General features: G+C 65.3%; 23 protein-coding genes. 12 read left to right on the top strand and 11 right to left on the bottom strand.

What is annotated here, in order from left to right:
* Positions 1-274: 274 nt before the first annotated feature.
* Positions 275-844 (bottom strand): hypothetical protein, encoded by a 570-nt coding sequence (locus tag QZY44_RS13480; protein WP_295447029.1) that lies wholly within the window; start codon positions 842-844, stop codon positions 275-277.
* Between the two features lie 180 nt (positions 845-1,024).
* Here QZY44_RS13480 and QZY44_RS13475 point away from each other — a divergent pair, with 180 nt between their 5' ends.
* Both QZY44_RS13475 and QZY44_RS13470 read left to right on the top strand, forming a co-directional pair.
* Entirely contained in the window at positions 1,025-2,107 is a 1,083-nt protein-coding gene (locus tag QZY44_RS13475; protein ID WP_295447027.1) for an adenylate/guanylate cyclase domain-containing protein, read from the top strand.
* A 198-nt stretch (positions 2,108-2,305) separates the two neighbouring features.
* The gene (locus QZY44_RS13470; protein ID WP_295447025.1) at positions 2,306-2,521 is read left to right on the top strand and encodes a hypothetical protein; all 216 of its coding nucleotides are present in this window, start codon (positions 2,306-2,308) and stop codon (positions 2,519-2,521) included.
* Positions 2,522-2,540: 19 nt separating this feature from the next.
* Here the strand turns inward: QZY44_RS13470 and hypE are convergent, their stop codons facing one another.
* The 4 genes from hypE to QZY44_RS13450 all read right to left on the bottom strand — a co-directional run bounded on the left by hypE (position 2,541) and on the right by QZY44_RS13450 (position 6,244).
* Positions 2,541-3,587, bottom strand: a complete 1,047-nt coding sequence (gene hypE / locus QZY44_RS13465) for a hydrogenase expression/formation protein HypE (protein ID WP_295447023.1) — start codon at positions 3,585-3,587, stop codon at positions 2,541-2,543.
* A 91-nt stretch (positions 3,588-3,678) separates the two neighbouring features.
* Positions 3,679-4,800 (bottom strand): hydrogenase formation protein HypD, encoded by a 1,122-nt coding sequence (gene hypD / locus QZY44_RS13460; protein WP_295447021.1) that lies wholly within the window; start codon positions 4,798-4,800, stop codon positions 3,679-3,681.
* A complete protein-coding gene (locus tag QZY44_RS13455) occupies positions 4,797-5,069 on the bottom strand; it encodes a HypC/HybG/HupF family hydrogenase formation chaperone (protein WP_295447019.1) in 273 nt (90 codons plus the stop codon). The genes hypD and QZY44_RS13455 overlap by 4 nt, the downstream gene beginning before the upstream one ends.
* 11 nt (positions 5,070-5,080) lie before the next feature.
* Complete coding sequence (locus QZY44_RS13450) at positions 5,081-6,244, bottom strand: nickel-dependent hydrogenase large subunit (protein ID WP_295447017.1); 1,164 nt, start codon at positions 6,242-6,244, stop codon at positions 5,081-5,083.
* 86 nt (positions 6,245-6,330) lie between these two features.
* On the opposite strand from QZY44_RS13450, the gene QZY44_RS13445 reads away from it, so the two are divergent.
* Positions 6,331-6,924 carry a methyltransferase gene (locus QZY44_RS13445; protein ID WP_295447015.1) on the top strand — a complete coding sequence of 198 codons (594 nt, stop codon included), beginning with the start codon at positions 6,331-6,333 and terminating at the stop codon, positions 6,922-6,924.
* Positions 6,921-7,103 (top strand): DUF1778 domain-containing protein, encoded by a 183-nt coding sequence (locus tag QZY44_RS13440; protein ID WP_295447014.1) that lies wholly within the window; start codon positions 6,921-6,923, stop codon positions 7,101-7,103. Before QZY44_RS13445 ends, QZY44_RS13440 begins: the two co-directional genes overlap by 4 nt.
* On the opposite strand, the gene QZY44_RS13435 is transcribed toward QZY44_RS13440, so the two are convergent.
* Positions 7,100-7,717 (bottom strand): glutathione S-transferase N-terminal domain-containing protein, encoded by a 618-nt coding sequence (locus QZY44_RS13435; protein ID WP_295447013.1) that lies wholly within the window; start codon positions 7,715-7,717, stop codon positions 7,100-7,102. The two genes, QZY44_RS13440 and QZY44_RS13435, sit on opposite strands and share 4 nt — an antisense overlap.
* Positions 7,718-8,068: 351 nt before the next feature.
* Between QZY44_RS13435 and lpxD the strand changes: the two genes are divergently transcribed.
* The 7 genes from lpxD to speE all read left to right on the top strand — a co-directional run bounded on the left by lpxD (position 8,069) and on the right by speE (position 15,055).
* A complete protein-coding gene (gene lpxD / locus QZY44_RS13430; RefSeq protein WP_295447011.1) occupies positions 8,069-9,127 on the top strand; it encodes a UDP-3-O-(3-hydroxymyristoyl)glucosamine N-acyltransferase in 1,059 nt (352 codons plus the stop codon).
* 117 nt (positions 9,128-9,244) lie between these two features.
* Positions 9,245-9,652, top strand: coding sequence for a DUF4332 domain-containing protein (locus tag QZY44_RS13425; RefSeq protein WP_295447009.1), 408 nt, complete (start codon positions 9,245-9,247; stop codon positions 9,650-9,652).
* 376 nt (positions 9,653-10,028) lie between these two features.
* Positions 10,029-10,493, top strand: a complete 465-nt coding sequence (locus QZY44_RS13420; protein ID WP_295447007.1) for a peroxiredoxin — start codon at positions 10,029-10,031, stop codon at positions 10,491-10,493.
* A 6-nt stretch (positions 10,494-10,499) separates the two neighbouring features.
* Entirely contained in the window at positions 10,500-12,902 is a 2,403-nt protein-coding gene (locus QZY44_RS13415; protein WP_365304287.1) for an ATP-binding protein, read from the top strand.
* Positions 12,903-12,911: 9 nt separating this feature from the next.
* Positions 12,912-13,811 (top strand): response regulator, encoded by a 900-nt coding sequence (locus QZY44_RS13410; protein ID WP_295447006.1) that lies wholly within the window; start codon positions 12,912-12,914, stop codon positions 13,809-13,811.
* Positions 13,808-14,146, top strand: a complete 339-nt coding sequence (locus QZY44_RS13405) for a metalloregulator ArsR/SmtB family transcription factor (RefSeq protein ID WP_295447004.1) — start codon at positions 13,808-13,810, stop codon at positions 14,144-14,146. The genes QZY44_RS13410 and QZY44_RS13405 overlap by 4 nt, the downstream gene beginning before the upstream one ends.
* Before the next feature lie 42 nt (positions 14,147-14,188).
* Complete coding sequence (speE, locus tag QZY44_RS13400; RefSeq protein ID WP_295447002.1) at positions 14,189-15,055, top strand: polyamine aminopropyltransferase; 867 nt, start codon at positions 14,189-14,191, stop codon at positions 15,053-15,055.
* A gap of 456 nt (positions 15,056-15,511) precedes the next feature.
* Here the strand turns inward: speE and tadA are convergent, their stop codons facing one another.
* The 5 genes from tadA to guaB all read right to left on the bottom strand — a co-directional run bounded on the left by tadA (position 15,512) and on the right by guaB (position 22,622).
* Positions 15,512-16,009: a tRNA adenosine(34) deaminase TadA gene (gene tadA, locus QZY44_RS13395; protein WP_295447000.1), complete on the bottom strand. Its 498-nt coding sequence runs from the start codon at positions 16,007-16,009 to the stop codon at positions 15,512-15,514.
* Positions 16,010-16,380: 371 nt separating this feature from the next.
* Positions 16,381-17,853, bottom strand: a complete 1,473-nt coding sequence (locus QZY44_RS13390; RefSeq protein ID WP_295446999.1) for a DUF1254 domain-containing protein — start codon at positions 17,851-17,853, stop codon at positions 16,381-16,383.
* Between the two features lie 1,005 nt (positions 17,854-18,858).
* Entirely contained in the window at positions 18,859-19,050 is a 192-nt protein-coding gene (locus QZY44_RS13385; RefSeq protein ID WP_295446997.1) for a hypothetical protein, read from the bottom strand.
* Positions 19,051-19,484: 434 nt separating this feature from the next.
* Positions 19,485-21,059 (bottom strand): glutamine-hydrolyzing GMP synthase, encoded by a 1,575-nt coding sequence (guaA, locus tag QZY44_RS13380; RefSeq protein WP_295446995.1) that lies wholly within the window; start codon positions 21,057-21,059, stop codon positions 19,485-19,487.
* A gap of 96 nt (positions 21,060-21,155) precedes the next feature.
* Complete coding sequence (guaB, locus tag QZY44_RS13375; protein WP_295446993.1) at positions 21,156-22,622, bottom strand: IMP dehydrogenase; 1,467 nt, start codon at positions 22,620-22,622, stop codon at positions 21,156-21,158.
* A 429-nt stretch (positions 22,623-23,051) separates the two neighbouring features.
* Between guaB and QZY44_RS13370 the strand changes: the two genes are divergently transcribed.
* On the top strand, positions 23,052-25,709 hold the full coding sequence (locus tag QZY44_RS13370; protein ID WP_295446991.1) for a carboxypeptidase regulatory-like domain-containing protein: 2,658 nt from the start codon (positions 23,052-23,054) through the stop codon (positions 25,707-25,709).
* Positions 25,710-25,935 lie beyond the last annotated feature (226 nt).

Genomic DNA, 25,935 nt, shown 5'->3' with positions numbered 1-25,935 from the left:
GCCTGAAGGTCGACCTAAACGCCGGGGCGGCCGGAACGATGGTCAAGGCCCCCGCGCGGTAGCGGCTTCGTCTCGATCGTCTGCGGCCGAATGTCTTGGGATGATATCGGCTACTGGAGCGCGCGGTGCAGGGCGCCTGCTATCCCTAACCAACGGGGGCAAACCCGTCGCGGCCGGGGGGCCGCTCCTACAGGGGTGGGAGCGGCCCCAGCCGCGACCAGCCTACTCGCGCACCGATCCGAAGCCGGATGCTCTTATCTCTGGGTCGGGAAGGCTACTGCCCCATCGCCTGACCGGCGATCGCCTTGATGGCCGGGTTTTCCATCAGGCGCTGGGTGCGCGGGTTAGTGCGTAGTGCCTCCACATTCCCGGACATGATCAGGCGCGTGAACTCGGGATCGGCGAGTGCCGCCTGGACGTCCGGGTCGCTCTGCAGGCGGCTGATGGCATCCATGGTCTGTGGGTTGCTCATCAACTGCTGCTGGATCGCCGCGAGGTCGGCCGCCTGGGGGCTGGTGCCGGCGCCCGGGTAGGGCGCCGCGGTGGCGGGAGTGGATGCCGTAGCGCCGGGCGCCGCGCCAGCGCTCGCGGGACGGATGGCTAGCACCTGCGACTGGGGTATCGTCATCTCACCCAGGGTCGTGCTGCGCACGCGGTAGCCGCCATCCACGATCCCGATCAAGTCGGCGGTGATGACGCTGCCGTCGCGCAGTTCGATACGGTTCCCGGCGGCGCTCCCCTCACCCACGCCCAGGATGAGTACACAATACAGTGCGACCAGCGGCCCGCGGGTGCGCCGCTGACGCCACCGGTTGGTGTCGCAAAACACTGGCTGATTTTTCACGATGACCTCGGTGTGGTTGGTGTTTGGTTGGTCTGGGATGGTTTTATCATGGTCACCAGCCATGGTGCTCACGGCGAGAGTGTAGGCCGTTTTCGAGACACGCGAAGGGCCATTTGCGCCGGCCGCACGCCCCGTGTGTCATGCTGTCAGTCCAAGCGCCCAGCGAGGATCGAACATCAGATGCAACCCCAGAACCGCGAACTGTTCCTGTCCGGGATTGAGCGTGTGGTCGCGCAGGCCAGCGGGCACGCCGCGACTGCGGCCCAGAGCGGTCTACTGCGCCGTCGGCTGGACGGGCTCATCGATGCATTTCTGCTGCAATCCCAACCGATCGCCGGGACCCACGCGACCATTGTGCTCGCTGACATTCGCGGTTTTACGGCGCTCACCGAGTCCCTGCCCGCGCGGACCGTCATCGGGCTCCTTAACCGCTATTTTTCGGCCATGGGGGGCGTGATCAAGCGTCACGGGGGCGTCATCGACAAGTTCATGGGCGACGCGGTGATGGCCCTGTTCGGTGCGCCGGAACGCCGCCCCGATGACCTGCTGCGCGCCCTGGCCTGCGCGGTGGAGATGCAGCAGGCGATGGTGGAGTTCAACCGGGAGTCGCAGGCACGCGGGCAGCCCCGGCTCTATGTGGGGATCGCGGTGAACACCGGGGAGATGATGGCCGGCAGCTTCGGCTCCCGTCAATACAGTGAATACACGGTGATTGGGGACGCAGTGAACGTGGTGGCGCGCATGGAGCCCTTCAGTCTGCGCGGTCAGGTGCTGCTCAGTGAGTCGAGTCACGCCGGGGCGCGCGAGCACATCGAGATCGCCGGGATCAATGCGGTGCAGGTCAAGGGCAAGTCGGAGCCCGTGGTCCTGTATGAGTTGCACTGCGTCACCCACCCGCGGCGGCTGGTGGTTCCGCACGTGGAGGTGCGCCGCTCGCCGCGGGTGCCAGTGGATTTCCCCCTGATGTTCAGGCAGGTGGCCGGAAAATGCGTCCTCCCGGAGCCGTTGGTGGGGCGGGTGCTGGACATCGGCTATCACGGTTTGCTGATCGAGCTGCCGACCCGGGTGGAGCACGGCACCGAGTTGGTCGCCAATCTCGCGCCCTTCCTGCACGAGGAACCCGCGGGCGACCTCTATGCCAGGGTGGTGCGGGTGGCGCCCCGCGCCGGCCGGTTCGAGGCCAGCCTGCAATTCACCTCCGTGGACATTCCTGCTTACCACCAGGTGAAGCGCTTTGTCGATCGGTTGCTGTGGGGGCGGTGAGCCGCCTCGAGGGGGCGCAGGACACCCATGCGAGTGCGCGCCGCCGCACCGAGCGTTGCTCCGCAAGGGGTGAGACTACCACCTGACACCCGTGCCCCAGTCGGGAAGACTGACGACGGCGCAGCGAGCATGCCGCTTGCGGAAAGAATGGCCGCAACCCGGCCCCGGGTGTATCCACTAATCCCTATGAGCTTGAACATGAATTGGACAGAAGACACCGTATGGACCGCCGTGCTTGACGAAGCCTTGGCGCTACCCTCCATCATTGACGCAGTCGACGACGCCATCAATGAGTATCTGGTCTCCCGCAAGACGCACCTGATCATGCGGGCGATGACCTGGCGCTTGGTGGAGCAGATCATCGCGGAACTACCGCCCACTGGCAACCTGCGGGGGCGTCTCGTGTGGTCCTAACGGACGGACTTCAAAAGAGTCAGCAGATGCGCGGTAACTGCTCCCCGGCCAGCCAGTCGACGATGCGGCTGCCGCCGAAGATCGTCTCCATCTGCACGAAGCGATGGGGGTCGGCCACCACCTCGCCGATCAGGCTGGCCCCGGCACCCAGGGGGTGCGCGCGCATCACCGCCAGCAGCTCGGCCGCCCGCGCTCCCGGGCAAATGGCGATGAGCTTGCCCTCGTTGGCCACATAGAGCGGGTCGAGCCCCAACAGTTCGCAGGCGGCGGACACCTCCGGGCGCACCGGGATGGCGGACTCGCGGATCCGCATCCCGACCTGCGACTGCTGGGCCAGCTCATTGAGCGTGGTGGCCAGCCCGCCGCGGGTGGGGTCGCGCAGGCAGTGCAGATCCGGCACCGCGGCCACCATCGCCGCGACCAGGCCATGCAGTGCGGCGGTATCGGACTCAATCGCCACGTCAAAGCCCAGATTTTCCCGCCGCGACAGGATCGCGACCCCGTGGTCCCCCAAGGTGCCGCTGACCAGGATGGCATCGCCGGGTCGCGCCTGATCGCCGGAGATGGTGACGCCCGCCGGGACCACGCCCACCCCGGTGGTGGTGATGAAGACCCCGTCGCCTTTGCCGCGCTCCACCACCTTGGTGTCCCCGGTCACCACCGGCACCCCGGCCTCATTGGCGGCCTGCGCCATGCTGGCAACGATGCGCGCCAGATCCTTGAGCGGATAGCCCTCCTCCAGGATGAACCCGGCGGCCAGATACAAAGGCCGGGCGCCGGCCATGGCCACGTCATTAATGGTGCCGTGCACCGACAGACAGCCGATGTCACCGCCGGGGAAGAACAGCGGTGAGATCACATGTCCATCGGTGCTCATCACCAGGCGGCCCGGGGGCGGGGTGAACAGCGCCTGGTCATTGCCCTGGCGCAGCAGGTCATTGTCCAGGTGGGCATAGAAGACCTCGGCGATGAGCTGCGCCATGGCGCGCCCGCCGGCACCGTGACTCATATCGACGGTGCCGTGCTCCAGGTCCAGTCGAATAGCAAAGCGGCGGTTAGTGGTCATTGGGGTTCGTGATCTCATTCGTGGCGCTCGGGCGCGGAGCGCCGATCAGATTGGATGCGTGACACCGCGCAGCGGTGTCACGAGAGTTTCTCTAAGCACGCGGCTGCCGGAAGCGGCCATAGCTCCAATAGGCGGCGCAGGCACCCTCGGAGGAGACCATGCACGAGCCCATCGGGTTGTCCGGGGTGCAGACGGTGCCGAAGAGCTTACAGTCGGTGGGCTCCTTGATCCCGCGCAGGATTGCCGGGCAGGCGCACCCCTTGACCTCCCGCGCTTCGCCGATCGTGACGGCAAAGCGCCGCTCCGCGTCCAGGTCCGCATAGTCGTCGGCGAGTCGCAGTGCACTGTGGGGCAGGAAGCCAAGGCCCCGCCACTCAAAGGTTTCGCGCGGCGCGAACACCTGTGCCATCAGTGCCTGGGCCTTGCGATTGCCCTGTTCGGTCACGGCGCGGGTGTACTGGTTCTCGACCTCGCAGCGCCCCTCATTGAGCTGGCGGATCAGCATCAGGGTGGACTGCATGACGTCCAGTGGCTCGAAACCGGCGATGACGACGGGCGTGGCGAACTCGCGCGGTACGAAGGCATAGGGTTGGCTGCCGATCACTGAACTCACATGGGATGGGCCCAGGATGCCGTCGACCTGGACGCCGTCCGGACCCGCGGTGGTCAGGATGGTGCGCAGGGCCGGCGGGGTCAGTACATGATTACAGAAGATCGAGAAATTCTTGAGCCCCTCGGCGCGGGCCACCCGGGCCGCCACCGCGGTGGGTGGCGTGGTGGTCTCGAAGCCGATGGCGAAGAAGACCACCTGACGGTCCGGGGCCTCCCGGGCGATGCGCAGTGCGTCCGCCGTGGAGTAGATCATGCGGATGTCCGCCCCCGCCGCCTTGGCCTTGAGCAGGCTGCGGCGCTCGCCGGCGGGCACGCGCATCAGGTCGGCATAGGTGCAGAGGGTGACCTGATGCGCCGTGGCCAGTGCGATGGCGTGGTCGATCCGCGCCATGGGTAGGACGCAGACCGGGCAGCCCGGGCCATGGATGAAGCGCACATTCGCCGGCATCAGGTCCGCGATGCCGTAGCGGAAGATGGCGTGGGTGTGGCCGCCGCAGAACTCCATCAACCGATATTGCCGGTCGGGGCGCGCCGCCGCCGCAATCGCCGCGGCCAGCCCGCGCGCCAGGTGCTGGTCGCGGAACTCGTCGATATATTTCACGCCCCGGCCCTGTGGTCGCCGTCCATCAGCACCGGCTCGGCGTCGTCCACCAGCACCCCGGCCTCGCGCATCAGCGCCAGGGTCTCCTGCGCCTCCTCCTCGCTGATGCGATTCAGGGCATAACCGACATGCACGAGGACATAGTCACCCACGGCGGCGTCCTCGATCAGGGCGAGCGAGCACTCTCTGGTGACGGCCCCCAGGGCGATCCGGGCCGTCTCCCCGGTCGGGTCGATGGCGGTAATGCGGGCGGGGATGGCGAGACACATGGCGGCTGATCCTACGAGTGATCTGAAATGAGGTCGAAGTCGACGCAGGGGTCGACGGCGGTGATGAACAGGCGCGCCAGGGGCTCCAGGGTGGCCGCGGCGGTGTGCTCCATGATCCCGGCAAGCCCTGCCGCCACCACCCCGCTGGGGTGAAAGTTCCATTCGGTCGGGGCCAGGATGCGGTACTCGGCGATGTGCTCGCCGGCGAGGCGCACCCGATGGACCAGCAGCCCGCGGGCGGCCTGGACCTGGGCCAGTCCCACGCCAACACTGAGCCCTGGTGGCGGGGGGCACGGCGTCCCGGTCACGGCGTAGGTCGCGGTGAGCCCCCGCGCGACCTCGGTGAGTTGGGCCACGAGGCGCGGCAGGAGTCCGTTGCCAAAGTGTCCGGTCAGGTCCTGGACCAGTGGCCAGTCCAGCTGCCGGGTGAGTGCGCTGGTCTCGCGTGGCGCCCCGTCCCAGGTAGGCTTGGCCACGAAGGCGTCCACCGTCGGCTGCGCACCGGCCAGGTGCCGATCCAGGTCCGGCGCGGGCAGTTCGGGCAGGGCGCTGACCGCCGAGCGCCCGAGTCCGGCCCAATCCGCGGCCAGGACTCGCCGCACCAGCCGCGCCGCGGCCGTCTGCGTGCCCCCGGCCCAGGTGAGCAGGGCGGGCAGTGCATCGACTTGCGTGAGCCAGGTGTTCGGGGTCAGACCGAAGACCTGCCGGGCGCTGAGGTTCGCCAGTTCCAGGCGTGCCGGATCGGTGCTCGGTGCGGTGCCGGCATCAGCCCCGGGGACGAACAAATCGCACCCCGCGGTGAGGGTCGCCCGCCAGGCGCCGTCAGCAGCCATCGCCGCCGCCATCGTGGGGGTGTCCGGGGGCTCGCTTAAAGAGCACGGCCAGTCGAGCAGGATACGCCACAGGTGCTCGCGCACCGTCTCCGCCGCCACCAGCTGCCGACGCCGTGCCGCCACGTTGGGGTTGGTGGTCAGCCCCAGCGCCTGTTCGATGGCCGTCACGGCGGCTGTCGCCTGGGCGGACGCACAGACGCTGAACAGGGCCGGCAGCAGGCGCAGCGTTTGCGCGGTGTCGCGGCCCACCAGCAATCGGGCCGCCTGCACCGGCCGGGTCGAGGTGATGCCGACCCCACCCGGGTGGAGTTGGATGCGCAGTCTGCCGGCAGGATTGGTCATCGGGTGAGTGTACCCGAATCAACGGCTAGAATACCCGGTCCCTGGCCCCGCGATGGGCCTGCCCGAACTTCACAGGTCGCCTTCCCATGCTCACCAAGGATCAAGTGGACCGTCTGCGCGAGCCGATCCGCTTCGCGGCCGAACTCGCCGGCTGCACGCTCAGTATCGAGACCACCTGGGGGCTGTTTTCCCCGCGCGAGATCGACGAGGGCACCCGCCTGCTGCTGGCGCACCTTGATGTCGCGCCGGCCGCCGACTGCCTGGATCTGGGCTGCGGCTACGGCGCCATCGGGCTCGCGCTCGCCGCCCTGGCGCCGCAGGGGCAGACGCTGATGGTCGACAAGGACTTCGTGGCCGTGGACTGTGCCGAGCGCAACGCCCGGCGCAACCGGCTCGACAACGCCCGGGCGCTGCTCAGCAACGGCTTCGACCAGATACCGCTCGAGCGGCGCTTCGACCTGATCGCGAGCAATATCCCCGCCAAGGTCGGCAAGGAGCTCTTGTCGATCCTGCTGCACGACGCCCGCGACCGGCTGCGGCCCGGCGGCCGGCTCTATGTCGTCACCATCAGCGGCCTGCGCGAATTCATGAAGCGTAATCTGAAGGAGGTATTTGGGAACTACGACAAACTCAAGCAGGGCGCCCATTACACGGTGGGGATGGCGGAGCGCGCGCCATGACACTATTCGTCTCCGAGAACACCCTATCCCGCACGGAGCAAACCCTGGCCGATCGGCGCCTCTTTGGTCTGGATGCCGAACATTGGGAGGCCTTCATGTCGGCCCTTGATGCGCCGCCGCGACCCCTGTCGCGCCTGGAGCGACTGTTTTCCGAGCCGAGCGTTTTCGACGCGGTCTAAGGCTGGTGCGGCGGGTCTACCGGCACCGTCTCAACCATCGCCGGCCGTTCAGCGAAGCTCTGGTACCAGCCGGCGAGCCGCGGGTGGGCACTGCGCCAGTCGATCTCCGGCAGGCGGAAGCCGAGATACCCCAGCGCGCAGCCGGCGGCGATGTGGCCGAGGGTCAGTGCGCCGGGCAGGGTGGGAAGATCGCTCTCCAGGCGGGCGCAGGCGCGCTGTAGGGCCTCGATCCGGCCGGTCTGAAGCACCGGGTCTTCTTGGGCCATGGCCCGGCGGCGTTCCATCACCACCGCCACGGCGTCGTCCAGCATCCCATCCGCCAGGGCCTCGGTGCGCCGCACCGCCCAGTGTTCGGCGCCGGCCGGGGGGATCAGCTCAGGTCCTTCGCCATGGGCGTCGAGCCAGGCGCAGATCACCGGGCTGTCGTAGAGCGCGCTGCCGTCGTCCAGGATCAGGGTGGGGATGCGGCTCAGCGGGTTGGCCGCACGCAGCGCCTCATCCACACCATGGGCATTGGCCAGTCGCAGGTCGATGTGTCCCGCCAGGCCCTTTTCAATCATGGTCACGCGGACCTTGCGTACATAGGGTGAGGTCGTGCTGTAGAACAGTTGCATGGTGGGACTCCGTGAGCGCGAGTTCGATCAACCTAACAAAGAGCAGTGATCACGTCAAGGCGCCAAGCGGGCCAAGGTTTTTCAGTCCGTCATCGGCGCGGGGCCAGTCCCCCGGCGGGTTATCTGGAGGCTGAATCTACCCGATTTGTTCTTGGTGAGCTTGGCGCCTTGGCGTGAGCAATTCCCGGACTTGGGACCAAGCGAGGGTGATGTGGTCACGAGCGGCGTGGGTCACAACCGGGGAAAGCGCCGAGGCGTCGCCGCTCCACTTGTGCGATCCTGTACCTATTGGCTGTCCACGCCCCCATTTCCTGACCATCGACGTGCGGCCCCCCCCTCACTGGAGTTTCCATGGTCTACGATCTTCCTCAACTGTGCGCGCGGCTCGACATCCCGGTGCCCGCCTTGCGCACTGCCCTGGCGTCCCCCGAATTCCACGGGGTCAACACCCTGCAACTGGCTAGTGATACCGATCTGTGCTTCGCCGAGGGAACGGATCAGATACCCGCCGTGCGGCACTCGGGTGCGGCCGCGGTGCTGGTCCACAACAGCTTTCCGGCGGTGGCCGGACCGCTGCTGATCCGGGTGGCGGAGCCGCGCACCAGCTTCTTCCTGCTGGCGGAGTCCTTTCGGCCGACCTCGGAGATCCAGGGCATCCATCCGAGTGCGGTGATCGATCCGGGGGCGGTGCTCGGACCGGGGGTCGCGGTGGGGGCCTGTGCGGTGCTCGCCGACGGGGTCCGGGTGGGGGCGCGCTGCACCGTCGGTCCGGGTGTCTACCTGGGACCCGGGGTGACCCTGGGGGTGGATTCCGTGATCGAGGCCAACGCCACGCTGCACCGTGACACCAGTGTGGGTGATCGCTGCATCGTCCACTCCGGGACGGTGATTGGTGGGGACGGCTTCGGTTTTCACTGGGATGGGCACGCCCATCGCAAGGTCCCGCAGCTCGGGCGGGTGGTGATCGAGGACGACGTGGATATCGGCTGCAACTGCTGTGTGGATCGGGCGACCCTGGGCGAGACCCGTATCCGCCGGGGGGCCAAGATCGACAACCTGGTGCAGATCGCCCACAACACCGACATCGGTGCGCATGTGATCATGGCCGGTCAGTCCGGGGTGGCGGGGAGCAGCCGGGTGGGTGCCGGCGCGGTGATCGGCGGTCAGGTGGCGGTCTCGGACCATGTCGAGGTGGGGGCGGGGGCACGTCTGGGCGGCCAGTCTGGGGTGACCAAGGAGGTGCCGCCGGGCGCCGCGGTGTTCGGTACTCCGGCCCGGCCGCTCAAGGACACGCTGCGCGAGTTGGCGGCCCTGGCCCAGTTGCCCGGGCTGCTCAAGGCGTTCAAACGCCAGCAGCAGGAACTCGACGCCTTGCGCGGGCGGTGCGCCGACCTGGAGCGCCGGGCATGATGCCGCCTCGCTTCCGTGCCCGGTCTTGGCCTATCATGCCAGTAGTGAATTGAAGCCTGGGATGCGTTTACCCTGCGCGATTCGACCATCCCACTTGAGCCCACCCGGAGATGACCCATGACGATCCCCATCAGCGACCTTGAGGGCGCTACCGACGAGGTCGTCGACACACTGGCGCAGCGGGGTATCCGGGATAACGTGCAGTTGATCAAGGCCGCCGCCACGCCCGCCCTCCGCAAGGAGTTGGCCCGCCTCTGCGGCTGCGAGAACGCCGATATCCTCCATCTCGCTAATCGCTCCGACCTGGCGCGCGTGCGCGGGATCTCCGGTGTTTACTCGGACCTGCTGGAGATTGCCGGGGTCGTCACGGTGAAGGAACTGGCCAGCCGCCGCGCCGACCAGCTGTTTGCCAAGATCAACGAGACCAACGAGCGCGACAAGCTCACCACCAAGCCGCCGACCCAGTCCATGGTCCAGAACTGGATCGCCCAGGCCAAGGCCCTGCCGCCTATTCTCTCCTACTGACGGCGCGGGCCGTCGGGGTGCCGAGGCACGCCCGGCGCGCCGAAAAAAAGACCGCGACGACAGGAGTCTAACTGCCGTGACGGTCTAAGGGCTTGCTGCTTGGATGGACCGCGTGGCCGCCCGCGAGGCGAGTGGCCATGGTCGTTGCAGGCGCTCAACGCGATCAGAACGATGCCAGGCGGTCATTTCAGCGTGCGCTAACACTGTAACAGTGGGCAACGCAGGGCAACGTTGCGAATACGCAACGACAGGTTCTCGGCGAGCACCTGGGGGCGCGGCGACTCCTGGAAGGCCCTGCGGTGCGCCCGGTTGACGACAACCCCGGGGCTGCCTACATTCCCTGAGCAGCTACCCCCTTACACCGGAGCGACACCCGATGCTTCAGCCTGGCGACAAGGCACCCGTCTTTTCATTGCCCGACGCCGACATGGAGCGGGTCAATCTGGCCACCCTGATCGGGCAGCGTAACCTGGTCATCTATTTCTATCCCAAGGACGACACCCCGGGCTGCACCATGGAGGCGCTGGATTTCAGCGACCATCAGGCGGAGTTTGAGGCGGCGGATACCGAGGTGTTGGGGATCAGTCGCGATACCTGCGTCAGCCACGGGGCCTTCCGGGACAAGCACGGGCTCAGCCTGCGCCTGCTGGCCGATCCCGACGGTGAGGTCTGTGAGGCCTATGGTGTCTGGCAGGAAAAGGAGGCCCATGGTGAGAAGCGCATGGGCATCGTGCGCTCCACCTTCGTGATCGACAAGCAGGGCCTGATCCGACACGCCCTGGCGGACGTGAAGCCCAAGGGCCATGCCGTTCAGGTCCTGGGTCTGGTGCAGATGTTGTAGCTGCGGTTGCGCAGCCGCTGTGCGCGGCTGCGCGCCCCCACCGACGTGAAGCTGCGCACGCACATCCTGGTCTTTCTGCTGGTGTTCGGGCTCACGCCCCTGTTGTTGGCGGTGGCCATCGACCTGCCGCTAGTCATGGAGCGCACCGCGCTCTTCTATCAGCGCGCCTACCTGCTCAACCTGCGGGCGGACTTTCGCGACCTGGATCAGCACCTGGCGAGCTGTCATGAGATGATCCGGCTGCTGGCGAAGCTGCCGGAGGCCGCGGCGATCGTCGGTGCCCCGGTGGATCGGGAGCCGATCGCGGAGGCGCGCAGCCGCTACCTCGGCTGGGTCAATCAGTCCTTGGGCGAGCAACGCGACATCATCCAGATCCTGTTCCTCGACGATCAGGGTGAGACGCGGTATTGGCTGGCCCGTGACCCACGTACGCTGGACTGGCGGCCACCGGAGCGACCGCCCATCGCGCCGCCGCTGACCCCGAGCGCCGAGTTCGTCGCGGCGGGGCTCGCTTTGAACCCCGGTGCGGTGTTGGTCAGCCGCATCCGGGTTGACCCGGCGGCCGGTGCCGCCGATCCGCGTCGGTTCATGACCTTGAGTCTGGTGAGTCCGATCGGAGGTGGCGCGGGGCAGCCCCGGGGGGCGGTGGTCATGGGGATCGACGTCGGCGGTCTGGCCCAGTTCTACCGCGACACCGTCTGGGTCAACCAGGACGGTAGCTATCTGCGCCCGGGCCAACCGGTCGGGGGCGGGCCCGAGGCCTTTGCGGCTTTCCCCGGGCTTGAGAAGATATTCAGCCAGCGTACCCTTGCCCTGTGGACGGGGCCGGGCGGGGCGCAGTTCCTGTGGGTCCCCATGTTCGCCAGCGAAGACGGCCAGCCGCTGTGGGTCGGGCGCGCGGTCGACCCGACGCCGATCGAGACGTTCCGCAACGCGCTGATGGTGCGGGTGCTCTCGATCGTCCTGATCCTGGTCCTGGTGGTCCTGGTGCTGGCACGCTGGATCGCCAAGCGCGCCGCGCGCTTCGGGCAGGAACTGACCGATGGCATCACGGCGATCCTGCGCGACGGGTTGCCCCTGCGCTTTTTCTGGCGCGGCCCCCGGGAGATTCGGCAGCTCGGCGAGCAACTCACGGTCCTGGCGCAGACCCATGCCGAACACCTGCGCGACGCCCGCGAGCAGACCCGCGCGCTGGAGCGCTCCAATCGTTACAAGTCCGAGTTCCTGGCCAACGTGAGCCACGAGCTGCGTACCCCGCTCAACTCTATCCTGCTGCTCTCCAAGCTGCTCGCCACCGCCCAGGACGGCTTGTCGGAGGCGCAGCGCCATCAGGCGCAGGTGATCCACGCGGCCGGTACCGATCTGCTGAGCCTGATCGACGACATCCTGGACTGCTCCCTGATCGAGGCCGGCCCCGTCCCGATAAACCTGGAGCGCGTGGAGCTGGCCCCGGTGTTGCGGGGGCTTATGGCATTGGTCGAGCCGCTGATCGGGGATAAGCCGGTCACATTGCACCTCCGGGTCGATCCTGAGGCCCCGGGCCACATCGATACCGATCGGGAGAAACTGCGGCAGATCCTCAAGAATCTGCTCACCAACGCCATCAAGTTCACCGACCGGGGCCATGTCACCCTCAGCCTTGCGGGGAGCGGTGAGCCGGGGAGGCCACTGGCCATTGCCGTCACCGATACTGGGATCGGCATCGCCGCAGACAAGCAGGAGGTTATCTTCGGCGCCTTCCAACAGGCCGACGGCTCCACCCGTCGTCGTTACGGTGGGACCGGGCTCGGGCTTTCCATCAGCCGCGAACTGGCCAACCGCCTGGGGGCGCGCATCGCGGTGCAGAGCGCCCCCGGCGCCGGAGCCAGTTTTACGCTGCTGTTGCCCCTGTGCGCCCCAGAGGGTGTCAACGCGCCATCGGTGTCGACTAACTCTCTGCCGCTGCCGGTGGCGCCCGTGCCGGCTCTGGCCGCGGCGCCGACCGCAGCGAACGCGCCGGATGCCGGCCATTGGGTGTTGATCATCGACCGGGACGTCCACCGCCTGGTCCACTTGGCCGGACTCATCAGCGCCGAGGCACTCGCGGTGCAGAGCGCGGTGGACCTGGACGAGGCCCTGGAAACCTTGCAAGAGGAACCCGGCACCTGTGTGCTGGTGCTGTTGGCCGCGCGCGTGTCGGTGGCGGATACCTGTGATACGATTACGTACCTTTTGAAGGAAAATCAAGAGCGCGGGACCGCCGTCGCGGTCATGGGGGACGCCCTCACCCAGGGTCAGGCGGACGCCTGTCGGGCCGCCGGCGCGCTGGCCTTCCTGTCCACGCCGGTGGCGGCGACGGCGCTGCGCTCGGTCCTCTGTGCTCGCGCACCGGGCAGCGCAACCCCCGTTACTATGCGGGACGGCGCGTGAGATCATGAAATGAACGGTTACGCCGGATTCAAGCTGCTGATCGTCGATGATCATGCCAACAATCTGTTTGCGCTGCGTACCCTGATCGCGGCGCACATGGGCGCGGCCGTGCTGGAGGCCAGCTCTGGCCAGCAGGCCATCGACCTCACCCACGGCCACCCGGATATCGACCTGATCATCCTGGACGTGCAGATGCCGGAGATGGACGGCTTCCAGACCGCTACGCTGCTCAAGCTGCGCAAGCGCACCCGTGACATCCCCATCATCTTCCTCACCGCCGCCTTCAAGTCAGAGGAGTTCCAGCAGCGCGGATTTGCCGTCGGGGCCGTGGACTACCTGCTCAAACCCATCGACGACAACCTGCTGATCAACAAGATCAGCACCTACTTCCGACTGATCGAGAAAGAGCGCGGGCTCAACCGCGTGCTGGAGAGCCGCGTCGCCGAGCGGACGTTGGAGCTGGCGGCGGCACGGCAATACCTGGAGAACATCATCACTCATATGGGCGAGGCCCTCCTGGTCCTGGAGCCCACCGGCGTCATCAAACTGACCAATCCGGCCGCTTGCCGGATGCTGGGCTACGCCCCGGCCGACCTGATCGGCATGGCGATCGGCGATGTCTTCGAGGAGGAGGCGGACGAGGTGGCCGGGGCCTTTTGGGGCACCTGGTTGGAGGCCCTGATCCGCACCGGCGCCATCAGCAAGATCGAGGCCCGCTTCATCGCGCGGGACGGTCGGCGGGTGCCAATCCTGTTCGCCCGCACCGCGGTGACCGACAGCGCCGGGAGGCTGAGCGATATCATCTGTATCGCCAAGGATATGACCGGCTATGTCCGGATTGAAGCCGAGGTCGATCCCGCGACCACCCAAACGCGCAGTGCCAGTGAGCTGCCGCCGGAGCCTTTATGACGACCGACCCGCTCCATCCGGACCTGCCGGAGGACGCCCACACCACCCTGACCGCCAACGCACTCAAGGCGATGGCCCATCCCCTGCGCTGGAAGATTCTGTGCACGCTGGGGGATAAAGAGCTCTCGGTGGGTGAGATCGTGGAGCGCACCGGGACCTCGCAGAGCAACATCTCCCAGCACCTGGAGCAATTGCGCAACAAGAACATCCTGGTCTCCCGCAAGGAGGCCAACCGCATCTATTACCGCATCCGCAACGACCAACTGCTGGACCTCATCGGTATCATGCGTGAGGTGTTGTGCCCCGCCAACCTGGATGATCGCCACCCGCGTTAAGCGGCGTTTCAACCCACCCGTCCCACATCGAGAACGTGCGTCATGCTCCAGCCCAACGAATGGTTTACCGAGATCGTCGAAGACGAGGGCTCCGCCTTTTCACTGCGGGTAACCAGTAAGCTCCATGAGGAGCAGACCCCTTATCAGTTGATCGAGGTCTATGCTACCGCGGGGTTCGGTAACCTCATGGTGATCGATGGGTTCGTCATGCTCACCAGCCGGGAAAACTTCCTCTATCACGAGATGATGTCTCACCCGGCACTCTTCACCCATACCGACCCGCGGCGGGTCTGCATCATCGGCGGCGGGGATTGCGGTACGCTGCGCGAGGTCCTGCGGCATCCGGGCGTTGAATCCGTGGTCCAGATCGACATCGACGAGGGTGTCACCCGCGCCGCCGAGTGCTTCTTTCCCGAACTCACCGCCGCCAATCGTGACCCGCGCGCCCGCCTGCTGTTCGCGGACGGCATCCGCTGGGTCCAGGAGGCCGCGCCCGGGAGCCTGGATCTGATCATCGTCGACAGTACCGACCCGGTGGGGCCCGCCGTCGGGCTTTTCAGTGGCGACTTTTACCGCGATTGCGAGCGGGCGTTGGCACCCGGCGGCATCCTGGTCCAGCAGAGCGAATCGCCGCTCTATCACATGCACATCCTGACGCAGATGCATGTGGAGATGCGTCGTGCCGGCTTTGCGGATACCCGCAGTCTGTTCTTCCCCCAGGCCGTCTACCCCTCCGGTTGGATGACTGCCACCATGGCCCGCAACGGCGGGTCACTGGATCAATTCCGCGTCGAGGACGTGCGCGCCAAGCCCTTCGAGACCCAGTATTACAACGCCGAGATCCACCACGCGGCCCTGGCCCAGCCCGAGTTCTTTCGGCGCGCCCTGGCGCAGGCACTGGCGGCCTAGTACTACGAAACGCAGATACCACTCGGGCCATTGAGCAAATGCGGGAAAAATGGACAGGATTAACAGGATTTCTCAGGATTAACAGGATTTTTGGCTGTGACGTGCGATAACGACATATCCCGTAAATCCTGTTAATTCTGTCTATTTCCTCGGTTCATGCTGGCTCGCAAAATAGTAGCGGGACTTACGCCGCTCTGTCCTAGTACCCGGTTCCACCCAATGTTGCGTACCGACCCCAACGGGGTCGGACATACCAGCCCAGGGCAACGCCCTGGGTTAGCGTTGTTTATGCGGCCTAGCCCTGAAAGGGCGTGACATAACGACGGGGCTCGCTATGTCACTCCCCTTCAGGGCTGGGGTCTGTGATACGTCATACCCAGGGCGTTGCGCCTCAAGCTGCTATGTTGCGCCCCTTCGGGGCTGAGTCGGGCTGCAACGCAAACCGGAGCGGAGGCGTTAGCGTCGCGCTCGGAAAAAGGCGCGCAGGGTCTCGCCGCAGGCATCCGCCAGCACGCCGCCGGAGCAGGCGGTGCGGTGGTTGAAGCGGCCATCCGCGGGCAGCAGGTGGAAGACGCTGCCGCAGGCGCCGGCCTTGGGATCGGTGGCGCCATAGACCACCCGTTCGACCCGCGCATGGATGATGGCCCCGGCGCACATCACGCAGGGTTCCAGGGTCACATAGAGGGTGGAGCCGGGCAGACGGTAATTGCTCAAGTGTTGACCGGCCGCCCGCAGTGCCTGGATCTCCGCATGGGCGCTGGGATCGCTCGCGCCGATGGGGCGGTTCCAGCCGGCGCCGATGAGCGCCCCGTTGAGTACCAGGACGGCGCCGACCGGGACCTCACCCGCCGCCGCCGCCTGCTCGGCGAGTTTGAGCGCTTCGCCCATCCAGTGGATATCCTCCGGCGATGGACTGGGTGCGGGCTCGGGGTTGAGCTGGGTGTCCTCTGCCATCAGTGATATACCCGCGTTTCCGCGCCAAGGCCCGCGGTGTACAGATGGGCGAACATGTCATTGGCCTTCAGGTCGATTTCGTCCGCGTCATAAGCGCCTGGATCAGCAGATTTTCCGAATCGTCCTTGTTGGCCATGAGCTGCTTTCTCGTTGCTGCGGTGCGCCCACAACATCAGTTCGGATTGGGTTTGTCAAGTTTGAAATGCGGTCCGGATCGTCGTTCCGGCCGCCGGAGCACTGGAGCGCCGAACCGAAGTTGCGGCGAAACCTGGCACGTCATTCCCTCGTCGGGCTGGTCTTGGTCATCATCCAGGCCACCATGCCGGGCGCGAGGTCGTAGGTCCGCAGAGCGGACCTACGCAACTGAACGGTTATGGGAGCGGGCTCACGACTGGCGGCAGCCAGCGACCATCGCGCACGGCCTCATCGGGCCAGTAGATGCGCAGATAGAGCGAGAAGGGGCCGGCGGGCGCCGGCAGCCAGTTCGATTCGAGCGCTGCCCCCGGCGACTGCGCACCGGCATACAGTGTGAGCGAACCATCCGCGGCGTACTTCAGCCCCTTGTTCTTGGTCCCCAATGAATAGTGATTCAGGGGATTGGTATTGAAGAAATGCTGTGAATCGTACAGGGTGAGTGACCAGAAGCCCTGGCCCGGCGGCAGTTTGCCGGGTGCGAAGCGGATGGCATAACCGTTCGCGCCCTGGAGCGGCTGGCCCTGGCTGTCGCCATCGGTATAGAGGTAGGCCGTTTCCTCGGGTCGATTGTCGAGGATGTTGGACTTGCCGGAGGCCGTGCGGTTGAGATAGTCGGTGCCCCACTGGCCATTGTCCAGGGGCGTGTTCCAGCCATTGCCCGCGGGATGGCCGTTGTAGCGCCACTGCATCAGGGGCGTGATCAACTCCGCCTCGGCCGCGCGCGCGGCCTGCACCAATGTGTCGTTGACCGTCGGGTTGGCGGCGGCGGACCGCAAGACGCTGCCGATCCAGGCATAGAGTGCCTCCTCGCCCGGCTGCGGCGGTAGCTCACTGAGCACGGCCGGCAGTTCATCAAAATAGGTGTCGGGATTCACAAACGGGCGCTCGTCTGTGCCCGGCTTGACCTGTACCGGGTAATGCGGCAGTTGGTGCCAGTCCCTGTGCTTGACCGTGCCGTCGAACTGCGACACGGGATAACAATCGATGGCGCCAAGCACCGGCTGGATCGCTTGGCGATCATCCGCCGTGTCGTCCATGAAGATGCGCGGCAGGAGAAATGCCCGGCGCGTGGTGGACCTGACCACACCGGTGATGCCGGCCGGCGTGGCCCCGCTCCAGTTGGGACCGACCAGCAAATAAAAGCCCGGTTTGGTCCCGTATTGTTTGCCTATCCGTGAAAACTCGTCGGTGCGCATATCATAGAAGCCAAAGACCCAGAAGCGTTCGCCGAAGTCCGGGATCTGGCAGACGGCTGGCTGCTGACCCAGATCGAAGAAGCCGCTCCCGTAGACCACGTCCTGATTCGGGCAGGCGATGCCTCGTTCACTGGCGTTGACATAGTCGGTCAGCATGGCGAGCCCGTTATAGCCTAAGGGCAACACCCCGCCGATTAGCCCGGGTGCGGGCAGGCGTGCTGCGGCAGCGGCGCGGTTGGTCATATTCACCAGCGGCCAACCCCACAGATAGGCCATTCGCCCGACCGCCTGGACATAGGCCGGTGTAAGCAGGTTGCCGGCCGCCGGGTCTGGTGATTGACCGGCCTTGGCGGACAGCGGCACCGCCGGTTCGCCGCCGAGCGCGGTGGCCGTCACGAGGACTGCCGCCAACGCCACCTTGGTTATCGTCGCAGGGATCATAGAGGATGTCATCGGATCACTCCGTCGGATAAAGCCCTACACTCACGCCCATCCGCACCACCGATGCGTGCGGCGGGCCCCCTACCATCTTCGATTGCCGAGCGTTGCACCCCCCGGCGTTGCGCGGGGATCGGGTCGTCACCCTGGCGATACCGCTGCGGAGGCTGGAGCAGTGTCAGGAGAGACCCGCTGGGGGGCTGAACGATTACGGCCAGTTAACTATAGCAGGTGGGCCGGGGAGGCGGGGCAAGCAGGATCGCTGTTGAGCCTGGTCTCAGTCCAGCCGCGGTTGCAGAAACTGCACGGTGGGGACCTGGATCCGCAGGTCTTTCGAATAGTCTTGGTTGGCCATGTGCTGCCCTCTGCCTGCCCGCCTGCGCCTTTCACATCCGGTCCGCTTCGTCAAAACCGGTTGAGCTGGCGATAGTCTGGCACAAACGGATCGTTCCTACGCCAGTGCTACTGGCTCGTGCGTCGCGGCGCGCGGGGGTGTTCCGCGGCGGCGGCCCTGCGCGTGTGCCGGCAGCCGTTCTTGACCTGTCTTCGGGCACTTCTTCGGTGCAATCACCAGCTTCTTGCATGCAATCAGGTCTTACTTGCATGCAAGTAGGCGCTACTTGCACGCAGGCTCCCCGTGCTGGTGCGCTTCTGCGACAAACAAGATTTCCAGTCAGTCACTTAGTGGTGATGCGCGAAGGGCTCCGCGGGCTGCAAGAAATGGCTGAGTGCGTGCAAGTAGCGGGTGATTGCACGCAAGACAATGCATATGACAGATCATCACGTCGGCCAGCGCGCCGTTGAGTCACCGGGTGTCCACGTGCGCCAGCTTCGCCGACGCATTTTGCGGCCCATACAGGCGCGCCTGCGCGTCCTTGCGGGCGATATCTGCTGCATTGTGCGCGAGCCGGGCGGGGCATTCGCCCCGCCCGAAACGTTTTCGGTCATCAGAGTAGGGCAGGTTGCCAGCGCCCTAAACGTTCGGGCCGGGGTCACAGATCCCGGCCCGCGCGGTCCGCACTATCGGCGTTGCGCCTCCGCGATCCGCTCGAGCGCCAGTTCCGGTGAAGGCAGGCTCAGGAAAAACAGCTTGATATGATAGGCGAATGCCTGCCATTCGGGGATCTTGCGTGCGTAGCCGAACCCGGAAAGGGTGGTCTCAAAGGCGAAGCTATCCCGCCGTTCGACGTGCCAGGCTATCTGTTCCAGCATCAGCTGTCCGGCCTTCACTGCGGCGGCCTCGGGCCGAAACGGCGACAATCCGGCAGCGATCAGATCGGCATTGACGAATACCGGGCAAGCGGCCTCTTGCGGCAGGAACTCGCGGGTGAAGGTGGTTTTGCCCGCACCGTTGGGGCCGGCAGAAGATAATGATCTTCTGCTGGCTCATGCCGCCTTGTCCTGCGGCAACGGGATGCCGGAAACATCGAGTTGGCCGGACATCAGTTTGCTCGTTTGCTCGTTCCCAAGCTCTGCTTGGGAATGCGGTCTTGGAAGCTATGCTTCCCGAACTCGCAAAGCAGAGCTTCTCGGGCCGCGTTCCCAAGGGGACCTTGGGAACGAGGGGAACGCTCGCTCATCAGGTATTGCGGCGCAGAGCGCCAGACACGGGCGTGACACCGCTTGAGCGGTGTCATGAGGATCTGTTATTCCCACTCAATGGTGCCCGGCGGTTTGCCGGTGATGTCATAGACGACACGGGAGACGCCGGGGACCTCGTTGACGATCCGCCGACAGACGAGATCCAGGAAGTCGTATGGCAGGTGCGCCCAGCGCGCGGTCATGAAGTCGATGGTCTCCACCGCCCGAAGTGCAATGACGTGGGCATACTGGCGGTTGTCGCCCACCACGCCGACCGAGCGCACGGGCAGGAAGACGGCGAACGCCTGGGAGACCTTGTCATAGAGGTCCGCGCGGTACAGCTCCTCGATAAAGATGTAGTCGGCGCGGCGCAGGGTCTCGGCGTACTCATGGTGCACCTCGCCCAGGACACGCACTCCAAGTCCCGGCCCCGGGAAGGGGTGGCGATAGACGATCTCGGCGGGGAGTCCCAGCTCGACACCGATGCGCCGCACCTCGTCCTTGAAAAGTTCGCGCAGCGGCTCGACCAGCTTGAGCTTCATGTGCTCAGGCAGGCCGCCCACGTTGTGGTGCGACTTGATGACCTTGGCCTTTCCGGTCTTGGCGCCGGCCGACTCGATCACGTCCGGGTAGATGGTACCCTGGGCGAGCCAGCGCACCTCGGTAATCCGGCCGGCCTCGTCGTCGAAGACGTCGATGAAGGTTCTGCCGATGACTTTGCGCTTCTGCTCCGGGTCAGTGACGCCCTTGAGCCCATCGAGGAAGCGGTCGGCGGCATCCACCCGGATGACCTTCACTCCCATGTGTTTGGCGAAGGTGGCCATCACCTGCTCGCCTTCACCCAGGCGCAGCAGGCCGTTGTCGACAAAGACGCAGGTGAGCTGGTCGCCGATGGCGCGGTGCAGCAGGGCGGCGACCACGCTGGAGTCCACCCCGCCGGAGAGTCCGAGCAGGACCTGGTCGGTGCCGACCTGGGCACGCACCGCACTGATGCTGTCGGCGATGATGTTGTCCGGGGTCCAGAGCCGGTCGCAGCCGCAGATGTCGTGGACGAAGCGCTCCAGGATACGCCCGCCCTGGTGGGTGTGCGTCACCTCTGGGTGGAATTGGAGTCCATAGAAACCGCGGTCCTCGTCGGCGATACCGGCCAGCGGTGCGTTGGGTGTCTCGGCGATGACGCTGAACCCGGCGGGCAGTGAATCCACCCGGTCGCCATGGCTCATCCAGACATCCAGTAGACCATAGCCCTCGGGGCTCACGCGGTCTTCGATGGCGTTCAGCAGGCGGGAGTGCCCGCGGGCGCGCACCTGGGCATAGCCGTATTCACGATGTGCTGAGGGGACCACTTGGCCGCCGAGCTGGGCGGTCATGGTCTGGAGTCCGTAGCAGATGCCGAGCACCGGGACGCCTAAGGTGAACACCAATGGGTCGGCGCGTGGTGTTTCGGCCTCATGGACTGATTCCGGACCGCCGGAGAGGATCACGCCCTTCGGGGCGAAGGCGCGGATGGCCTCCGCCCCCATATCCCAGGGGTGCAGCTCGCAATAGACCCCGGCCTCACGCACCCGCCGGGCAATGAGTTGGCTGTACTGGGAACCGAAGTCCAGGATCAATATACGGTCGGCGTGGATGTTGGCCATGTGTGGAATCGGTTCCGGCAGGGAAAGTAGAAAAGGCATTAAACAGATTGATTGTTGGCGCCGGATGGCGCCTCAAGCGCCATCCGGCGCCAGCAATCAATTGTCGATGCGGTAATTCGGCGCCTCTTTGGTGATCTGCACATCATGGACATGCGACTCGCGCATCCCGGCGCTGCTCACCCGCACGAATTGCGGTTTGGTGCGCATCTCCTCAATGGTGGCGCAGCCGGTGTAGCCCATGCCCGACCCCAGGCCGCCGATCAACTGGTGGATGACGTTAAGGACGCTGCCCTTGTAGGGTACCCGGCCCTCAATGCCCTCGGGCACCAGCTTGTCCTTCTCGGCGTCCTCCTGGAAATAGCGGTCGCTGGACCCCTCCTTGGCGCCCATGGCCCCGAGCGAGCCCATGCCGCGATAGGACTTGTAGGAGCGGCCCTGATAGATCTCCACCTCGCCCGGTGCCTCGTCAGTGCCGGCGAAGAGCCCGCCGATCATCACGCTGTCGGCGCCGGCCGCGATCACCTTGGCCACATCCCCGGAATAGCGCAGGCCCCCGTCGGCGATCACCGGGATGCCGGTGCCTTCCAGGGCCTCGGTCACGTTGGAGACGGCGGTGATCTGGGGTACACCCACCCCTGCAACGATGCGGGTTGTACAGATTGACCCCGGCCCAATGCCGACCTTGACCGCGTCCGCACCGGCGTCCGCCAGGGCGCGGGCGGCGTCCGCGGTGGCGATGTTGCCACCGATGACCTGGACCGAGGGGAACTGCCGCTTGACCCACGCGACCCGGTCGAGCACGCCCTGAGAATGACCGTGGGCGGTGTCGACCACGATGACGTCCACCCCAGCCTCCACCAGTGCGGCAACCCGCTCGTCCGTGCCCCGGCCGACACTCACCGCCGCCCCGCAGCGCAGGCGCTCGTGGTGGTCGCGCGATGCCTTGGGGAAGTCTTTGGCCTTCTGGATGTCCTTCACCGTGATCAGCCCGCGCAGCTCGAAGCGATCGTTCACCACCAGCACCTTCTCGATGCGGTGCTGGTGCAGCAGTCGCACCACCTCGTCCCGGCTCGCCCCCTCCCTGACCGTCACCAGACGTTCCTTGGGGGTCATGATGGCGGAGACCGGCTCGTCCATGCGGGTCTCGAACCGCAGGTCGCGGCCGGTGACGATGCCGACCAGTTTGCCGTTCTCGGTCACCGGGACACCGGAGATGTTGTGCGAGTGGGTCTGACGCAGCACTTCGGCCACGGTCACGTCCGGGGACACGGTGATGGGGTCGCGGATGATGCCGCTCTCGTACTTCTTGACCGTCAGCACTTCGCGCGCCTGACGCTCCAGGCTCATGTTCTTGTGGATGATGCCGATCCCGCCCTCGAGCGCCATGGCGATCGCCAGGCGCGACTCGGTCACCGTGTCCATGGCGGCCGAGACCAGCGGAATCCGCAGCACGATGTCGCGGGTCAGCTTGGTCTGGAAGCTGACCTCGTTGGGCAACACCCGGGAATGGGCAGGGACGAGCAGGACGTCGTCGAAGGTCAGAGCTTCCTGGATCAGGCGCATGGCTTAGGGTACTCCGAAGGGGCGGCTGCCCCGGAAAAGTAACCTGCTAGTATATGTTTTCTGACTGGGGACGTAAACTTCCCCGGCACGACGCCAGCCATTCCAAATTTGAGTCTATCTCGTGTGCGGTCGCCTCCGGGTCTGACGCGGAGTCGGTCGCAGGCCCTCACTCTAGACCGTGTAATGCGATCTTTCCATACCGGGCGACAAATGGGTATAATTGCCCGCGTTTTGACTGGATAGCGCCCCACGGTCCCGTGATCACTGGGGGATCGGCTGTTGTCGCTTAAGTCTATCTATCAGATTTCAGAAGGAAAAAGTTTTTCTGCATTGCGCGAGGTTAGCCTGTAAGCGACCTCGCCTCGCCTCAGCGCCGGCATGGTCCGCGCCGCTCGCCATAACGCCCGTTGACATGGAGCATCCCGACCGATGAATACTGCACTCTCGCCTGACGTACCCGTTGTGATGACACCGTCCCGGCGACCTGGCCTCGCCTGGGCCGTGCTGGCAATGTGTTGGTTATTGCTGGGAACGGCGAACGCGACCCAGGCCGGCAGTATTACCGGCACCGTGACTGCGGCGGGTGGCGGCCCTTTGTCGGGTATCGGCCTCTCCCCCAGTCAGTGGAACCCCGCTGCGAACTTCTGGCAGGTACTGCCCTCTCTCACCAGCACGGCGGCCAACGGGACCTATACGCTCACCGGACTGGCCGCCGGAACCTATCGTGTTTGTTTCAACGATTGGAGTCTCGGTGCCTATGCCTCCCAATGCTACAACAATGCCGGCAATCTGGACACCGGTGCTGACGTCATCGTGACCGACGCTGGAACCATTTCCGGCGTCGATGCCCAATTGGTGCCTGCTGCACACATCACCGGTACCGTGACCAACGCGGCCGGCGGCCTCGCGGCGGGCATCCAGATCCAGGCCTCGACCTGGAGCGCCGCCAGCAATGGCTGGCAATGGGCGAGAAGCAGCACGACCGGCCCCACCGGGACCTATGACATCGGCGGGCTGTCCGCCGGGACGTATCGCATCTGCTTCAGTGACATGAATGGCGTTTATACCTCTCAGTGCTATAGCAACGCGAGTGATGTCTACGGCGCTATGAGCCTGCCCGTGACTGCCGGGCAGACCGTTGCCAACATCAATGCTCAATTGGCGTCGGCCGCACACATAACGGGCATCGTGACTAACGCGAACGCGGTCGGCTTGGCGGGCATCCAAGTACAGGTCCAGACGTCATACGGTCAAAATTTCTGGCAGCCGACAATAAATAGCACCGCCACTGGTCCGAATGGGGCCTACGATCTCGGCGGACTGTCCGCCGGGACCTACCGGGTCTGCTTCAGTGACCCGAATGGTGTCTATGCCTATCAGTGCTATAACAATGCGAACAATGTCAACGGTGCTGTTAGCCTGTCTGTGACTGCCGGGCAGATCGTCCCCAACATCAACGCCCAACTGGTGCCCGCCGCACACATCACGGGCACCGTGACCAACGCGAGCGCGGTGGGCTTGGCGGGCATCCAAGTACAGATCCTGACCTGGGATGCCAATCAAAATTTCTGGCAGTATGCAAGCAGTAACACCTCTACTGGCCCAAATGGGACCTACGATCTCGGCGGGCTGTCCGCCGGGACCTATCGCATCTGTTTCAATGACGTTTCTGTTGTTTATACCGCTCAGTGCTATAGCAATGCGAGTGATGTCAACGGCGCTATGAGCCTGCCCGTGACTGCCGGGCAGACCGTTGCCAACATCAATGCTCAATTGGCGTTGGCCGCACACATAACGGGCATCGTGACTAGCGCGAACGCGGTCGGTTTGGCGGGCATCCAAGTACAGGTTCAGACGTCATTCGGTCAAAATCTCTGGCAGCCGACAATAAACAGCACATCCACTGGTCTGAATGGGATTTACGATCTCGGTGGGCTATCCGCCGGGACCTACCGCATTTGCTTCAGTGACCCGAATGGCGTCTATGCCTCGCAGTGCTATAACAACGCGAACAATGTCAACGGTGCTGTTAGCCTGCCTGTGACTGCCGGGCAGATCGTCCCCAGCATCAATGCCCAATTGGCGCCTGCCGCACACATCACGGGCACCGTGACCGACGCGAGCGCAATGGGCTTGGCGGGCGTCCAAGTACAGATCCAGACCTGGGATGCCAATCAAAATTTCTGGCAGTATGCAAGCAGTACGGTTACCGGCTTGAATGGGGCATACGATCTCGGCGGACTGCCAGCCGGGACCTACCGGATCTGCTTTAATGACTTTACAAATGTCGCTTATCTCTCTCAGTGCTATAGTAATCCGAGCGAAGTCAACGGTAGCCTGCCCGTGACTGCCGGGCAGACTATTGCGAACATCAATGCCCAATTGGTGCTCGCTGGTCATGTGACCGGTACCGTAACCGCTGCCAGCCATCCCGTCGGAGGGTTAACAGTACAAGCCCAGGCCTGGAACGCCGGCACGAATTTCTGGGATTGGATGGGCAATACCTTCACCGCTGCCGACGGGACCTACAATCTCGCGTTGGGCGCCGGGACCTACAGGATTTGCTTCGGCAACTGGAGTGGCACCAGCCTCTATGTCACCCAGTGCTATAGCAATGTGCCTACTCAGAGCGGCGGCCTTGACGTGACCGTGGCCGCCGGACAGACTGTGCCGAACATCAACGCCCAATTGGCTCTCGCCGGTTACGTGACGGGTACCGTGACCGTCGGGGGCAGTCCGGTCGGGGGGCTAATAGTACAGGCCCAGACCTGGAACGCCGGAACGAGTTCCTGGGATTGGCGGGGCAACACGTTCACTGCCGCCGACGGGACCTACAATCTCACGCTGGGTGCAGGGACCTACCGGGTCTGCTTCGGGAACGGGAACGGGAGCGGAAGCGGGAACGGTGGCGGCTCCTATGCCTTTCAGTGCTATAACAACGCACCCAATCAAAACAGCGGTACTGACGTGACCGTGATCGCGGGGCAGACCGTGCCCAATATCAATGCCCAATTGGTGTCCGCTGGTCCTGCGACTTGGCTGGCACTGCCCAGCCGCGGCGGTTGGCGGGCGATCCTGGAGTACTGAGCGCACCGCACGTGGGCTTGCAGCGAGCACCTGTTCGCCATGGGCCAGCCAGGCTGGAAATCGACACCGACGGCCGCCGCATCGTCCTTCGGCCTGCCACTCGCGCCCGTCCGAGCTAAACCCTGGCGCAGTTGCTTGACGGACTGGCCCCCGCTGAGCCGCTGGCGACCGATGCGGCCTGGGAGCGCGCCCGCCCCGTTGGCAAAGAGCCGATATGAGCCGCACG

This window comes from uncultured Thiodictyon sp. (genome assembly GCA_903837595.1).
Lineage (GTDB): Bacteria > Pseudomonadota > Gammaproteobacteria > Chromatiales > Chromatiaceae > Thiodictyon.
This window is presented reverse-complemented; position numbering and strand designations above follow the sequence as displayed.

Coding starts and splice junctions, on each gene's coding strand:
- QZY44_RS13475 (WP_295447027.1), top strand. CDS start 1,025: ATGCAACCCCAGAACCGCGAACTGTTCCTGTCCGGGATTGAGCGTGTG.
- QZY44_RS13470 (WP_295447025.1), top strand. CDS start 2,306: ATGAATTGGACAGAAGACACCGTATGGACCGCCGTGCTTGACGAAGCC.
- hypE (WP_295447023.1), bottom strand. CDS start 3,587: ATGACCACTAACCGCCGCTTTGCTATTCGACTGGACCTGGAGCACGGC.
- QZY44_RS13455 (WP_295447019.1), bottom strand. CDS start 5,069: ATGTGTCTCGCCATCCCCGCCCGCATTACCGCCATCGACCCGACCGGG.
- QZY44_RS13450 (WP_295447017.1), bottom strand. CDS start 6,244: ATGACCAATCCTGCCGGCAGACTGCGCATCCAACTCCACCCGGGTGGG.
- QZY44_RS13445 (WP_295447015.1), top strand. CDS start 6,331: ATGCTCACCAAGGATCAAGTGGACCGTCTGCGCGAGCCGATCCGCTTC.
- QZY44_RS13440 (WP_295447014.1), top strand. CDS start 6,921: ATGACACTATTCGTCTCCGAGAACACCCTATCCCGCACGGAGCAAACC.
- QZY44_RS13435 (WP_295447013.1), bottom strand. CDS start 7,717: ATGCAACTGTTCTACAGCACGACCTCACCCTATGTACGCAAGGTCCGC.
- lpxD (WP_295447011.1), top strand. CDS start 8,069: ATGGTCTACGATCTTCCTCAACTGTGCGCGCGGCTCGACATCCCGGTG.
- QZY44_RS13425 (WP_295447009.1), top strand. CDS start 9,245: ATGACGATCCCCATCAGCGACCTTGAGGGCGCTACCGACGAGGTCGTC.
- QZY44_RS13420 (WP_295447007.1), top strand. CDS start 10,029: ATGCTTCAGCCTGGCGACAAGGCACCCGTCTTTTCATTGCCCGACGCC.
- QZY44_RS13410 (WP_295447006.1), top strand. CDS start 12,912: ATGAACGGTTACGCCGGATTCAAGCTGCTGATCGTCGATGATCATGCC.
- QZY44_RS13405 (WP_295447004.1), top strand. CDS start 13,808: ATGACGACCGACCCGCTCCATCCGGACCTGCCGGAGGACGCCCACACC.
- speE (WP_295447002.1), top strand. CDS start 14,189: ATGCTCCAGCCCAACGAATGGTTTACCGAGATCGTCGAAGACGAGGGC.
- tadA (WP_295447000.1), bottom strand. CDS start 16,009: ATGGCAGAGGACACCCAGCTCAACCCCGAGCCCGCACCCAGTCCATCG.
- QZY44_RS13390 (WP_295446999.1), bottom strand. CDS start 17,853: ATGACATCCTCTATGATCCCTGCGACGATAACCAAGGTGGCGTTGGCG.
- QZY44_RS13385 (WP_295446997.1), bottom strand. CDS start 19,050: ATGCTGGAACAGATAGCCTGGCACGTCGAACGGCGGGATAGCTTCGCC.
- guaA (WP_295446995.1), bottom strand. CDS start 21,059: ATGGCCAACATCCACGCCGACCGTATATTGATCCTGGACTTCGGTTCC.
- guaB (WP_295446993.1), bottom strand. CDS start 22,622: ATGCGCCTGATCCAGGAAGCTCTGACCTTCGACGACGTCCTGCTCGTC.
- QZY44_RS13370 (WP_295446991.1), top strand. CDS start 23,052: ATGAATACTGCACTCTCGCCTGACGTACCCGTTGTGATGACACCGTCC.